The sequence below is a fragment of the Mesobacillus subterraneus genome, assembly GCF_020524355.2.
Lineage (GTDB): Bacteria > Bacillota > Bacilli > Bacillales > Cytobacillaceae > Mesobacillus > Mesobacillus subterraneus_C.
The window spans coordinates 1,627,234-1,641,122 of record NZ_CP129019.1 but is presented as its reverse complement, the minus strand read 5'-3'; the positions used below and the strand labels follow the sequence as shown (position 1 = coordinate 1,641,122).

At 41.0% G+C, this 13,889-nt stretch carries 12 protein-coding genes; 3 read left to right on the top strand and 9 right to left on the bottom strand.

The window, feature by feature from the left end; all coding sequences use genetic code 11:
• Positions 1 to 77: 77 nt before the first annotated feature.
• The gene (locus tag LC048_RS08395) at positions 78 to 890 is read left to right on the top strand and encodes a CsxC family protein (RefSeq protein ID WP_306049963.1); all 813 of its coding nucleotides are present in this window, start codon (positions 78 to 80) and stop codon (positions 888 to 890) included.
• A gap of 42 nt (positions 891 to 932) precedes the next feature.
• On the opposite strand, the gene LC048_RS08390 is transcribed toward LC048_RS08395, so the two are convergent.
• From LC048_RS08390 to LC048_RS08380, 3 genes are all read right to left on the bottom strand, one after another.
• Positions 933 to 1,973, bottom strand: a complete 1,041-nt coding sequence (locus LC048_RS08390; protein WP_226604423.1) for a hypothetical protein — start codon at positions 1,971 to 1,973, stop codon at positions 933 to 935.
• A gap of 219 nt (positions 1,974 to 2,192) precedes the next feature.
• Positions 2,193 to 2,972: a CsxC family protein gene (locus LC048_RS08385; protein WP_226604426.1), complete on the bottom strand. Its 780-nt coding sequence runs from the start codon at positions 2,970 to 2,972 to the stop codon at positions 2,193 to 2,195.
• Positions 2,973 to 3,297: 325 nt separating this feature from the next.
• Complete coding sequence (locus tag LC048_RS08380; protein ID WP_226604429.1) at positions 3,298 to 4,047, bottom strand: CsxC family protein; 750 nt, start codon at positions 4,045 to 4,047, stop codon at positions 3,298 to 3,300.
• Positions 4,048 to 4,249: 202 nt separating this feature from the next.
• Here LC048_RS08380 and LC048_RS08375 point away from each other — a divergent pair, with 202 nt between their 5' ends.
• Both LC048_RS08375 and LC048_RS08370 read left to right on the top strand, forming a co-directional pair.
• Positions 4,250 to 5,440 carry a ParM/StbA family protein gene (locus LC048_RS08375; protein ID WP_226604431.1) on the top strand — a complete coding sequence of 397 codons (1,191 nt, stop codon included), beginning with the start codon at positions 4,250 to 4,252 and terminating at the stop codon, positions 5,438 to 5,440.
• A 5-nt stretch (positions 5,441 to 5,445) separates the two neighbouring features.
• Positions 5,446 to 5,820, top strand: coding sequence for a hypothetical protein (locus LC048_RS08370; protein WP_226604433.1), 375 nt, complete (start codon positions 5,446 to 5,448; stop codon positions 5,818 to 5,820).
• A 78-nt stretch (positions 5,821 to 5,898) separates the two neighbouring features.
• Here the strand turns inward: LC048_RS08370 and glsA are convergent, their stop codons facing one another.
• The 6 genes from glsA to LC048_RS08340 all read right to left on the bottom strand — a co-directional run bounded on the left by glsA (position 5,899) and on the right by LC048_RS08340 (position 13,793).
• Complete coding sequence (gene glsA / locus LC048_RS08365; RefSeq protein ID WP_226604436.1) at positions 5,899 to 6,825, bottom strand: glutaminase A; 927 nt, start codon at positions 6,823 to 6,825, stop codon at positions 5,899 to 5,901.
• 115 nt (positions 6,826 to 6,940) lie between these two features.
• On the bottom strand, positions 6,941 to 8,617 hold the full coding sequence (locus LC048_RS08360) for an ABC1 kinase family protein (RefSeq protein WP_306049959.1): 1,677 nt from the start codon (positions 8,615 to 8,617) through the stop codon (positions 6,941 to 6,943).
• A gap of 14 nt (positions 8,618 to 8,631) precedes the next feature.
• Positions 8,632 to 9,015, bottom strand: coding sequence for a phasin family protein (locus LC048_RS08355; RefSeq protein WP_226604441.1), 384 nt, complete (start codon positions 9,013 to 9,015; stop codon positions 8,632 to 8,634).
• A 178-nt stretch (positions 9,016 to 9,193) separates the two neighbouring features.
• Entirely contained in the window at positions 9,194 to 10,459 is a 1,266-nt protein-coding gene (locus LC048_RS08350) for a LysM peptidoglycan-binding domain-containing protein (RefSeq protein WP_226604444.1), read from the bottom strand.
• Positions 10,460 to 10,670: 211 nt separating this feature from the next.
• The gene (locus tag LC048_RS08345) at positions 10,671 to 13,247 is read right to left on the bottom strand and encodes a helicase-related protein (RefSeq protein ID WP_226604446.1); all 2,577 of its coding nucleotides are present in this window, start codon (positions 13,245 to 13,247) and stop codon (positions 10,671 to 10,673) included.
• A 165-nt stretch (positions 13,248 to 13,412) separates the two neighbouring features.
• Positions 13,413 to 13,793 (bottom strand): hypothetical protein, encoded by a 381-nt coding sequence (locus LC048_RS08340; protein ID WP_226604449.1) that lies wholly within the window; start codon positions 13,791 to 13,793, stop codon positions 13,413 to 13,415.
• Positions 13,794 to 13,889: the final 96 nt, after the last annotated feature.

Genomic DNA, 13,889 nt, shown 5'->3' with positions numbered 1-13,889 from the left:
TAGTAAGTCAAAAGAAAGAAGCAGACTTATATTGTTTCTTACTGCTTTTGATTAAAAAAAAAGGAGGAGTGAAAGATATGAAGAGAAATACAGGTTGCAATTCAAACCATGGCTGCCCACCACAGCTTTCATGTGATGAAGCTAAAACGCTTCGGGTTGATTGCGATAATGATTCTTACTATCCTTATGGCAATCATCTTCAGTATCCAGTCGCTGACATTGATGTCGCACTAGCTGAAGTTGAGCTGCAAGTAGAAGTAGAAAGTGACATTTACCTCCCTACAGCAGCACGCGAGATCAAGCATATGCGCAGGAATGTATCTCTTACGCAATGTAAGGCAATCCGTTCAGCAATGGACTATGACAAGGTTAAACTCTATATAACTGGAGTTGTCCACAAGAATATCCAATATGTAGAGCAATGCAGCGGAGTATTGAAGGACTACAGCGTCGATGTACCATTTACTTGTAGCCAGGCTATAAAAGTCTACAATTACCCTGATTACGAACACTTAAGCCAAAAGAACACCGTGTACGAAAGAAGATTCATTGACAAGAAAGTCCATGGTGCTGATAACTGTACTTCTGGTGCGTATACGTATGAGTACTATAATGAGCCGATTGACTGCAAATTGCTTGCATCTTTTGTCAACGACCTTGATCTTTACAAGGATTTTGACAACTGGGGTCGATTCAGCCGCATTACAGAAAAGATGGAAGTTGGCTTATTCTTCAAATTGCTTCAGAAGCAGCAGGTTAACCTAGGATACTGCTATGGCGGCAAAGAAGAAGAATCCTCTTCTGCCTGCGACACAGGCTACAAGATGGACCAACAGCCAAAGAGCATGAAAGACAGGATGAAAGAACTAATGAAGAGGCATGAAAGTTAACATGCAATCAAGGGTGTCTCACCTGAGGCACCCTTTTTTCCTTTATAGTGAAATCAGCTTTTGTAAGTCAAGGCATTGTTTTTGATAGAGATCAATTTGCATCCGAGCCGTACCCTGGATCATGACTCTGTCGTTCAGTATGAATTGTTCATTCCATATACAATGTAAACCTGACAGGCTAAATTCCACTTTTTCTACTAAACTTTCACGATACTCACGGGTATACCCTTCTTCCATACCAAAAGTGGAGGTAAATAAATATTCCTTGCTATTCTTGGATGATAACTCGGGCTGATGGATCCATTTTACCGGAATGATCTTTTTCCATGGGATGTGAATCATAAGAGAGTGCATGGTCCCTGATTTATCAGTACATGCATAATCAATATTCAACAGAAGTGTACCTTTAGTGAATAAGCTGGCTGAAGGCAGCAATACCTCCGCATCAATTGAGTGAAGTGAACACTCTACATTGGACACAGCTGAAATTGGCTTCGCAAGTGTGAATGTGTCAAAAATGTCAATTTCAAGCTCAACATCTGCCAGGTGTAACGGCAGCCTCACTTTCGTCATTTCAGTCTTTGATTTCTTTCCACTATATGCAGCTTTTGCTAAACCCATAGGTTCCGAGGGCGATTCAGCTGATTCATATTGATGATCATCAGATTCATATTGATATTCAGCTGATTCATATTGATATTCAGCTGATTCATCATGGTCTTCATAGAAAAAAGGTTCTTCAGGAGATTCATCTAAAGCTAATAACTGATCTGGATCTTCCTCTGAAAGATTGCTGGATTCATCAACTATTATCTCACTAGAGGATTCCTCGTATTCTTCCTGCATTTCCTCCTTTAAATAATCCTCGCTTCCGCCAACAATCTCTAATAAGTCACTTGATTCTTCCTCGGATTGTTCTATTGTAAATTTTTTTCTTGAAGATGGAGGTTTTTCTTCGAAACTTTTAATAACAGGTGGAGCTAGAATCAATGGCTTCCCTGAACTGTTTCTCTTAGGTTTGAATCCAGTTTCATTGAAATCATTGGCTCGAACCTTCGCGATTTCATCAAATACTTGATCCATTTCTGAGTCGGCCTCTGATTCATTATGACCCAATGAATGATTTCGCCAATTTCCCTGGAACAAATTCATCTCGTGAAACGTTCTATTTCTGTTTTCCATCTTTAATGGAAGGGTCTGCTTTTAGTGCAACCTATCCCTGCCCTCCTTTCCAGTGAGGTCAAAACATAAAGGGGCATATACTAATGGTGCCTAGTATAATACCCCGCCTTAACCTGTTATTTATTCTGATTCATCATAGCAATCTGGATCATTTGTTGCTGAAGAAACGCGGATTTGTTGGTTTTGAAGAACTCGAACAGTAAAATCTATAACCATTTTCTCTTCGATTGTCTGGAAGTATCCTTCATCGATCGGATGAGATGTTGGAAGCGGCTGACGATCAATCGCTTCATCCCATTCGATGATTTGACTTGATACTAATTCACAGAAAGGCAATTCATTATAATGTTGAGAGCTTTCCTGGTGGAATTGGCTCAAGTCACTTGTCAGCAATTCATCTTTTTCCGGGAATCCAGTTGGCAAAGGTTTAGAGACGAAGAAATCAAATTCCTTCCGGTTGTTCACTTGCGGCATGACAGGATGAGAAAGGAAGTGCTTTACCTCTGTTACTACCTGGAACGGAATATCAACAGTATAGGAATGCAGGTCAGAAGCTACTGATGAGGATGAAGAAGCTTCAATTTCCTGACTCGGGCTTGCGTATTGGATGTTCTTCCTTACAAATCCTTTGATAAATAATTTATTCGTTGGCAATAGCAGTCTGCATTGAGTCAATTTTATTCTCTTTTTAATATCTTTGATCTCAAGCACAGGTTCGGGAAAATTAATCAACGTATCCAGATTTACGTGCAGCGTCAATTCTGCAAGGACGACAGGAACTTTAGTAACGACCTTTCCAAGACTTACGTGTGGGTGATGATGCTTTGGTGTGCATTCAAAATGGTCTTTTGAAGGCTTACACTCATAATCAGGTTTTTTATTTTTATCTAGTTCAAACATACATGGCTCCTCCTTAGAACTCCTTAGAGTGAAGATGTTCTATCCTATGCTCTTATACTTTTTGGGTCTAGGCGTATGCCCCTATGCTTCAGGAAAAATCAAGGCAGATACCCGGTATAAACCCTTTATTTATTTGTAATGTACTGGCCGAATACCTAAACAAAAATTTTTTTGACACTTTTTTTGCTTCTATTCTTATAGCGATGAGATATTGTCTTGAATATGTATAATACAAAATAAAAAATGGCGATGACAGCTGCCATCGCCATTTTGTTGCATCTTAATAACCCTTTTTATTCATGAGGGTTAGCCATTGCTATTGTCGTCATCCATTGCCATTGATGGCAACTTGCTGATTTTGGTAAACTCTTACTCGGAATTGCAAGAAAGTTTTTTCCACGATATTATGGAATGTTCCTTCTTCGAATGGTCCATTGTTAGGTAAAGGATAACGATCTATTGCTTCATCCCATTGTACAATGCTACTGGAAACTAGTTCGCAGAATGGGATTTGATTGTAGAACTGTGTGCTTACCTGGTGAAATTGTGAGAGGTCGCTGGATAGCATCTGATCCTTTTCAGGATAACCATGGCCCAGGCTCTGTGCTCTGAAAAAGTCAAATTCTTCACGAGTATTGGATACTGGGAGTACTGGATCAGTCAAAAAATCTGTGATAATCGTTACACACTCAAATGGCACATCCACAGTCAAAGAGCGCATCTCTGAAGAAACACAATCGCTTTTAGCATGCGGGCAAGGCGTTGCATATTGGATATTTTTGCGGATGAAACCTTTAATAAATAGCGGGATACCTGTATCAGGGTTTGAAGTAGGACCTAAGAGCAATCTGCACTGGACGATTTTCACCCTTTTTTTGATATCCTTGATTTCAAGTACTGGATCCGGAAAATGGATGTCGGCAACTAGATGGTCTGTTACAGTGATGTCTGCAAGAGTAACAGGAAGGTTAGCAGCCGGTACCAAACCTGGAGTTGGCACGTTCACACATTCGTTCCTGGACGCAGACTTATTGACACTCACGCAACCACGTTTACCTTTATGGTCATTAGTCATTTTTTTCCTCCTTTTAAATTTCTTGTACAATTTATCCTATTCCTGCTAGATTTTTTGGACTAGATGAATGAATCAGCACAAATGCGGATTTTTTTCGGATCATCCATTTTTCCTCATTATTTAATTTCTTTACTACATAAAAACTAGGTACTTGCACAATTGAACTTGCTTTTTGCATAGGATTCAAAAGGAGGAGGATAAAATGAACAATTATAATTATTTCGCAGTCGACATAGGCAACAGCTGGTATAAGGTTCTGGCCTCTGATCACGGAGAGCTGATGGAATACCAAATGCCAAACGCCATTGCATTGTATGACGATGAATTTTATGAAAAGCCCTATGATGAGGAAGATATTGAACTCGAGGAAAATTTGATCGTAGAGATAAAAAGTCCGGCGATCACAAACAAAAGAGAAATCTTTTACGCTGGAAAGGCGGCTGCCAAGCAAAGAAATGTCAGCCTGACAGCAAGCAATAATCAAAAAGCTGACGAAGACCGCACATATATCCTTCTGTTTGCCGCTGCAGCCTACCATGCATCTCTCATTAATCCAACCGACATTGAACTAAGCTATTGTATAGACCAATTAGCTGTATCTCTTCCAACCACGCAATATAAGGAGAAGAAAGAAATACTCAAGCAGCGCTTGATTGGTAACCATACCATTACACTCCATAAAGTGCCGGGAATTCCGGAGCCGAAAGAACTGATTGTCAAGCTTGAAATCAAGGATGTAATTGTTGGCGCTGAAGGAGCCTGTGCCTATTTAGGATTAATTCGGGATGTCGATACACTGACAATTAAGGACGAAATTTTAGTAAAGGATTCCAAGAAAGGCGTTATCATTGGAGACCTTGGCGGTGATTCTGTAGATTTTGTCGGTATTAAGAACAGCAAACCTGTTGCGTCAGTTGAAGGAGACCACTTTGGAATCAATTTGTTTTTAGATACAATCATTAAAAAAGTTAGCAAAAATGAATTATACACCTTCGACTCCAGATCTGAACTTGAAGAGAAGCTGTTCGCCGGCCTATCAGAGTGGTACGTCGAACCCTTCGCCGGTGTCAGAAAAGATATTAGCAAGTACGTGATTCCTCAATTGAGAATCATGGCTATAAAGTATCTTGAGCATTTTGACCGTGCCAGAAGCAGTTCCAGTGAAATCAAGGGGGCATCCCGCTATATCGCAGTTGGCGGGGCAGCAAAACTTGCCCAAACGCAAATCCAGGAAGCTGCCGTCAGATGGGCCGATAAGGGACGCCCAATCGAGCTGACTTTCCCTGAAAACCTGGAAAAATTGAACGTCTTCGGACTCATGATTTTAGCCAAAATGAATCAACTCAAGAAACAACATGAGAATACCGAGGAACTAATTTCCATTGAAGGATGATCGGTATGTCAAACACCTATACGGATTATGCAAATAAGATCGCGATAACTGTCCCTGAACGATATATTGATGTCAAGACTGGAGAGTCGTATGCGGTTTCTCCAAAAATCGCGGACCAAATCGAATATCATGCTGAAAACAGTTCGCTGAGCCACCTTGTCCTATCCGCTCTCCATCATTACCTAAATCCAAAGCCAGTATTGAGTGGTGGTTCTGCTGAAATCCTTCAGCAGCTCGCCGACATTCGTTCTATGCTTGAAGATGGAATCTACCACATTCAATCACCTATAAAAGCAAGAGTCATAAAAGAGCAAACGGATGCTGCAAAATTACTCAATATGAAGGAAGTTGAAGATATTCTTGATGCGTTCGGGGGTTAATTATATTCAAATTAAGGACGGTACTCATGTACACGTCCTTCAATTTTTTCATGGCTGTGGCGGTGGAAAAAATCCTCATTAAAACATACTCATTTTATACTTTGCAGACATGCTTTCAAGCAGCTTGATTCCTCCAATGCTGTTCCCTTTCTCATCAAGGGCTGGCCCTAAAATACCAATACCAAATCTATTTGGAACAGACCCCATAATCCCACCTGATACACCACTTTTTGCAGGAATTCCGACCCTTACAGCAAACTCTCCCGAAGCATTGTACATTCCACAGGTAACCATGAATGTTTTACAAAGACGAGCCACATGGGCAGGTATCAACCTTCGATTAGTAGCAGGCTCCAAACCATCCATTGCGAACACACAACCAATCCGGGCAAGATCCAGGCAATCCATTTCGATCGCGCATTGCTTCGTATAAACCTTTAACAATTCCTCAACATCCTCATCAATCACCCCATGCTGCTTTAAAAAATAGCATAATGCTCTGTTGAGATCTGAAGTTTCATATTCTGACTGAGCAACTTCATCTGAATAACCAACAGAAGAATTACCTGCCAGTTCCTGTATGAATGAGAGAATCCGTTGGAACCGTTCCTCGGAATCCCTCCCTTTTATCATATGAGTCACTGCGAGTGCCCCTGCATTAATCATTGGATTCAACGGTTTCGAAGGACTAAATTCCAGTTTAACAATGGAATTGAACGGATCACCAGTTGGTTCATAACCCACCTTGTCAAAAACAGCCTCTTCTCCGTAATCTATAAGGGCGAGTGCAAGTGTCAGTACTTTTGAGACACTCTGCAAAGTTAGCTTCTGCTGAATGTCCCCGGCAGAGACACAAGTTCCATCATCATGAAAAATGGCAACGGACAACTCTTCAGGATTCGCTATCGCCAAGGCAGGAATGTAATCTGCAACCTTCCCGCCATCAGTATACTTTTTTGCTTTTTGTACCAGTTCATTTAATTCATCAGTAGTTCTGCAAGGCATAATTAGCTCCTCCGAATCCTTAGTTCATTACAGTAATCTGCTCAAATAACTATCTTTTCCACAGAAAAAAGGGCAATGGTATGAACATTGCCTAATTTTATGAAAAAAGTCTACGTTAAAAGCAGCCAGACTTCAATATAGAATAAATTATCCATAAAAACATTCCGAATGCAATGATAAATCCTACTTCGATGGCCGGCACGCTTGTCAGTATAGTATTATTGCCAAATGTTGCTCCTACAATCAAACCTAGAACAACAATACTGAAGGCAAGCAGTGTCAAACTGAAGGAAACCTGGTTGCTGATGCGGTCGAATTTATGAAGGATCCGATTGATTTCAGATAAGCTGATTTCAAACTTTAAATCACCTTTTGAAGCCTGGTTTAAAACATTTTCAACCTGATTCGGGATATTGGTGAATGTATCAGACAAATCCTCAGCTTTATTCCAAAGCCTTTTACCCATTTTAATCGGATCGTACCTCTCCATCATAATCTGTTCCCCATAAGGTTTGGCTATCTCCATCATATCCAGGGCTGGGTCAATTTCGGAGATGATTCCTTCAATCGTGATCAGCGCTTTCCCCATCATTGTCATTTCCTTTGGCAGGATGATCCGATGTTCCTGTGCCGCAGCAAACAACTCTTTGACGGTCAAACCTAAACTTAGACCATCTTTCGACGACCTTTCAACCGCTTTCCTGATTCCATCTACTCGGTCATAAAAATGCTGTTCATCAATATCAGAAGGAACATAGGCCATCCGGAAGATAGACTTGACAATCTTATGAGTATCCTCTTGCATGATTCCCATCATCATGGATGCAGAATCATACCTTAAGCTTGCTGACAGACGGCCTACCTGCCCAAAGTCAATAAAAATCAACTGCTGAGTTTCTTGATTATAAAGGATATTACCAGGATGCGGATCACCGTGAAAAAAACCTTCTTTTAAAATTTGGGTTATGAATGCACTTACCAATAAATCCGCGATCCTCCGTTTTTCCTCATTTTCAATAACAGTAGTATTCAGTTCGTTGAGCTTAATCCCTTCGACCTTTTCCATAGTGAGAATATGCTGAGTTGAGTAATCAGGAAAGATAACTGGCACTTTTATTGATTCACAATCTTCAAACTGCTTTTGGACCATATCCGTATTACGGGCTTCCTCAGTATAATCCAGCTCCCTGCGGATTGATTCAGACAGCTCTTCAACCATATCAGTTATATTGTAATATTGAGCCCAGTCATATCGCTGCTCAATCAACCTCGCAATATCTCTTAAAATATCAAGGTCCGTATGGACGGTCTGCTTGATTTGCGGGCGCTGGATCTTCACCATGACAGACTCCCCAGTTGTCAGTACTGCTTCATGAACCTGCCCAATCGAAGCTGCTGCTACATAATCCTCATTAAAATAGGCGAAGACTTCCTCAACTGGCCTGCCAAACTCATGGTGAAGCTTTTCTTTTATTTTTTCAATAGACACTGGAGGAACCTGATCCTGAAGCAGCTCCAATTCTTTGACAATCTCTTCAGGAAGCATATCACTCCTGATGCTGAGGAGCTGGCCAAGCTTTATAAAAGCGGGCCCCAGTTCTTCTAACATACACCTTATCCGGTAACCTGCTTCTTTTGTATTTCCTCTTTTTACATCTGCAGCGATTCGATCCTTCAATGAAAGGATATGGAACAGCCCCACCTCTTCCAGCACATAGCCAAATCCATATTTTACAAATAATGATGCTATCTCTCTATATCTATTTAACCGTCTTAATCGGTCCGTCAACATTCCATCACCCGCTGTTATTCATCGTCTTTTGAAAATCCAGGGTGAATATTCTCCATTCCGTTTTCAACCTGGTCAATATCTTTATTTAATCCGCTGCTTCTAAGTTGTGAAAGTTCCTCGCGCATTAATACAAGCTGTGCCTGTATAGTGTCTAATTCTTCCCTTGTGACAAAACCAAGCTCTGTCAGCTGGCTTCTAGCCATCTCTTTGAATTCCTTGTTCCATTCCCCGCTCTTCGATTCACCCTTTTTAAGAAAATCGTCAAAAATGGTGTCTGCTTCAGCCTGGGTCATATTCCCTTTCTCAACAAGCTTCGTAATGGTTTCATCTACTTTCTCCTTGCCCGCAACCGCTGCTCCCAGTCCAAGCAGAAAGCCGCTCTTAAGAAAATTATTCATTTAAAATCCTCCTCTTATATGAATCTATTTACTTATTAATACCCCAAAACAGAGAGCAATCACCTTTTAAAATTAAAAAAGCACCTGTTTCTATTTTGAAAACAGATGCTTACAACTTCTAGATCCTATTCAGTTTCACTGAAGTACAAGGTTTCAGTCAATGAATGAATGATTATAGTCACAGTTTAATTACATCAACTTTATCCAAGTAAGCCCAATTTTGAGGAGCTTCAAAACTAAGCTGCCAATAAGTTGAGCCATAAAGCTGATATAAATCGATCAATCTGTACTTTTCAATATAGCTTCGAATGTCCTCAAACCAGACGATATGCTCTTCGGTGCCTTTCCAATACGTGAACCATGGGGACCTGGCAGCGGTATCATACTGGATGACCGCACCAGTAGAAATAGCAAGGTTTTGTGCGTCCAGCACGGAGAGTGCTCGATATTGATTGGTCGAGACGACTTTGTCATGCCCGTAAAGCGGCAGACCGATTTGCAATTTTTCACGTGGAATCAATGTTAACGAATACCTGACAACGAGTGCGATCCACCATAGAGGAGAAACAGGATCAGGCGGTCCTCCCGGGTAGCCGTAATCAATTGTCATAACAGCCACAATGTCAGCAATCTCACCGATCGTTTTATAATCATAGGCTCCTATAATTGGATTTGTCGGGATATCTTCTGTTTTTGCATGAACGTTGACATGTAAAATAAGGTTGCCCATTGCAGCCTTCAGTTCACGGAGGAATGTATTGAAACCTTCTCTCTGCGGCGGCGGGATAAATTCGAGGTCAACGCTGATGCCGCCATAGCCTCTTTGAATTGCTAAATTCACAAGACTGGCAACAAGGTTACTGCGGTATATTGGAGAAGCCAATACATTGCCTGCCAGTTCTTTGCTGAATCCGGAAGCAGTAGTGTTTTGGATTAATAATAATGGAATGACATTCCGTTCTCTGCTTTTACGAACAATAGGGACATCATCCCCTAACACATAAGCGTATCCTTCTGCTGTAAAGGTGAAGGCCGCAACAGCAGCGAATGTAAGATTATGGGCGATGCTTTCGAAATCAGTTAGAAAGTTTGGAGAAGCGCCAGGTACGATGAATCCAAGTGTAGAAAACTGCGGCTTAACAGGTGAAGGAATATTAATGTTCTGTCCTATATACAATCTGTTGGGATCAAGTCCGGGATTTGCGCTGACGATGCTGTTGACACTCGTCCTGAACTGTAAAGCCAGCCTCCATAGTGTATCACCGGCCTTAATTTTATAATAGCGAATAATTGGCTGCAGATCTGGGATATAGAGTGCAAGCCCGGGAATGATTAAGCTAGTGGAAGGAAGTCCGTTTAAATCGACAACACTTTGGATCGATACACCATAGGTTCTGGTAATTTCCCAAAGGTTCTCTCCTGGCCTAACTACGTGGACAGCCATCTGATCACACCTTTTTATTTTTTCTTCTATAATCATATGGTGTTTGAACTGTTATATACTTCTATCATTAGAAAAGCCAAAGCGCCTTGTTCAGCCCCGACAAGCGACTATAGTGTCTAGGCGGTGGAGCTGGACACTAATCTAAGTGTAATACTTTCTTATAAAATTAATAAAAGCGGGGATTCCAAACGAAAGCCCCGCTTACACCTGATTACCTCCAACGATCTCTGTTTTCCACTCTTTTTCTGTTTCTAGATGCATAGCAGGTATCACAAATCTGGTATGGTGAATCCACATGAATCCCTTTTCCGCAATGCCTGCACTTCTTTTTATAATTTTTCACTTCTGACTTTAAAAATTCGTGAACATCGTCACTCAAGCCTGTACGAACTCTTTCCCAGTAGACAGCCTCCGTTTTTCTTCCAAGCTTATATAAAAACAATAAATGAAGACCAATTGCTTTATAAGAAAGCTCCAGTTCCTCCAGGGAGGCAGTTTTGACTGGAGGCTCCGGAAGTTCTGCATCTGCGACAATTGCCCTGATTGTTTCAAGCCATTGTTCGATAAGAGCAGGTTCTCTTGAAGAAAAAGGAAGGTGAAGGAATCCATACAGCTCCATCATTGGAATTCTCGCTTCAATTTCAGAATCCCTGATGTACTCATATAGCTCTCTTTCTTCTGACAGCGAAGCTTTGTTCGTCCCTTTAGGACTCTCGAACTTATCCCATAATTCAAAGAAAACAGCAAGAGAACGATGGTATTTTTGGAACCTTTCAAAAATACCCGAAGTTGGGGCAATGGAGAACGTCTCTACAGGTTTGTCCTCTTTCTCAAGAAGCTTTGTCATCAAACTAATATCTGAGGTAAACGCTACTCGTCCAACATTGTAAATCCCTTTTCTGCCAGCACGCCCTGCTATTTGCTTGATCTCCTGAGATGTAAGTCTCCTTCTTCTCGTACCATCGAATTTTTCATTTTCCAAAAAGACGATTCTCCTGATTGGCAAATTCAGACCCATGCCAATAGCGTCGGTCGCCACGACCACACTTGTTTCTCCTTTGATGAATCGGTCGATTTGCTTTTTCCTTGTTTCTGGCGGCATGCTTCCATAAATCATGCTAACCTGACGACCGTTGTTCTGTAGTTTCGATGCATTCTCAAGCACTTGTTTTCGTGAGAAGCAAACAAGTGCATCACCTTTCTTGGTATCCTTCAGGCTGAACTCTTTATGCTCCACCTCGAGAGGAATATCACGAGTGTATTCATAAATTTCTGCCACCCCATCATCCAGCAGACCTAACATCATTTCCTTGATATTCTTGCTTCCTATGATATGAACTTCCTCTGCATTTGCTTTTGTAATGGCTTTAAACCAGGAAAATCCTCTATCCTTATCAGCGATCATCTGTGATTCATCGATGACGACGACTTCATAGAATTCTTTTTCGTGAAACATTTCTACTGTGCACGATATATGGTTTGCTCCTTCCACAGGCTTTTCTTCCTCGCCTGTTTTAAGCGAGCAAGGAACGCCCTCTGCATTGAGCTTTTCATAAACCTCAAGAGCCAACAGACGGAGCGGAGCCAAATACAAGCCAGTTCTTGCATCCTTCATTCTTTCAAGAGCGTGGTGGGTTTTCCCTGTATTTGTTTCACCTATGTGCAGAATATATCTAACATTTCTTCTTAGAGACGGATTGTATTCTCTGCCGAAAATGTCCTCAAGCATTCGAGCTTCTTCTTCTCTTTTCCGTTTAAGCTCCGCCAGTTCCTCAGCCTTTCTCCGCTCCCTCTCTGCAAGGTCACTTTCATAGATCAAACGATGCCCCCTTTCTTCAAACTCCATGTCAGCTAGAGCCAATAAGTCCGTTACATATTCTTCCTGAAGCTTGAAAAGAAGACCATCTAAATAAATATCAGTCAAGTCGTTAATGATTCTTTTTGTTTCGGCGACAGAAAGCTTGTCCGCGAAAGCCTCCTCGTATTCGCTGAGAATTTGCTGGTCAAGATGTTTCATGACATCTTCAGCTGCTATTTGTGTAAAATATCTTAGAACACTGTTCTCAAAATGATACCCGTAAGCCTCATATTCAAAATAAAAACGCCCCCAACTCGCTGTCTGATGGACCTGTCCGGTCAATTCATCAAAAAAGTCAGCCATCGTCCTGTAATCATCAGGATTGAAAGAGCCTATAACGGTCAATCTCTCTTCCAGCATGTAAGTGTCAATATCCTTGAATTTCTGATTTTCATGAAAAATCTTTTTCAATTCTTTTGCCATCATATACCTGATTTTAAGATAGGCTGTCTCCTGGAAGCTGCTTAAAGCCGTGTGGGCAACCTGATAAATTTTCTCCTTTATGCCTGCCTTTTTCTCAAGCAGCCGGTCTTCCTCCGCTTTTTCAAGAAACTTCTTTCTCGCATGGGAATACTGCGCATCCCAACTGAGGGTATCAATCGCAGACCTAATCCACTCCTTGGTATCGAAGGGTTGATAGTCTCTCATTTCATTCCTGAAAAGCTTATTGATCAATTTCCGATCCACACCTTCAACAACATATCCCCGCTCACTCAAAAAAGCCTTCTTATCACGCTTTGAAAAATCATTCGTTGATTTAGTCAGCCATACATTGAGCCAGATTTGGCTGATGTATGTACTCCGTTTATCCAGATACTCCTCGAAATCCGGAAGTGTTTCCAGTTCACCAAGGAAATTCTGGATATCCTCCATGATCTTATTCTTCGTCTGCTTTACTGCAAGTTGGTGAATCATTTCAATTTGTGTCATATCTGAACCCCTTAAATCTGAAAAATATTAACTTTAAGACAAGCTCCTAAATGAATATTAGCTGAAAGCAACAAAAGTTACAAAAAGAACCAAAATAAAAGGCCGCACAATAAGATGTGCGTGCCCTTCCATTTAATATGCTTCATAAATCAGTGAAAAGGCTGACTATGCGTTCTTCACCTTCAACTGTTTCATGACTTTGGTTAGAACCTTTTTGTCATCCTTTGTTACACTCTTAGGTTTAATCGGTGAAACAGGCTTAATCTTATCGATGTTATCAACACTTAGGATTTCAAGGTAAAATGGAGTAGTTTTCCGATTTCCCTTCAGATATCCTTTAAGAATTTTCATTTTTTCAGAGGTACCTGTAAAAGCACCTTGATAATCCCATTCTATTTCATTTTTATATCTTGAATCCATTTTTTCTTTTAAAGCAAACGCTTCTGATAATGCATCCTCTGGTGTCATAAAGTAGGATTGCGTTCTCCTTAACCCCTTCTTTTTGCTGCCATCGCCGGCTTTTGCCTGATATAGTTTTACTAACATTTACCTCATCCTCTCTGGTTTGGTCTCACGCCTTCTCATGGTAAGTGGCAACACCAGAAGACCCGAGGAATTACGTATATAGATAGTATACCCTTT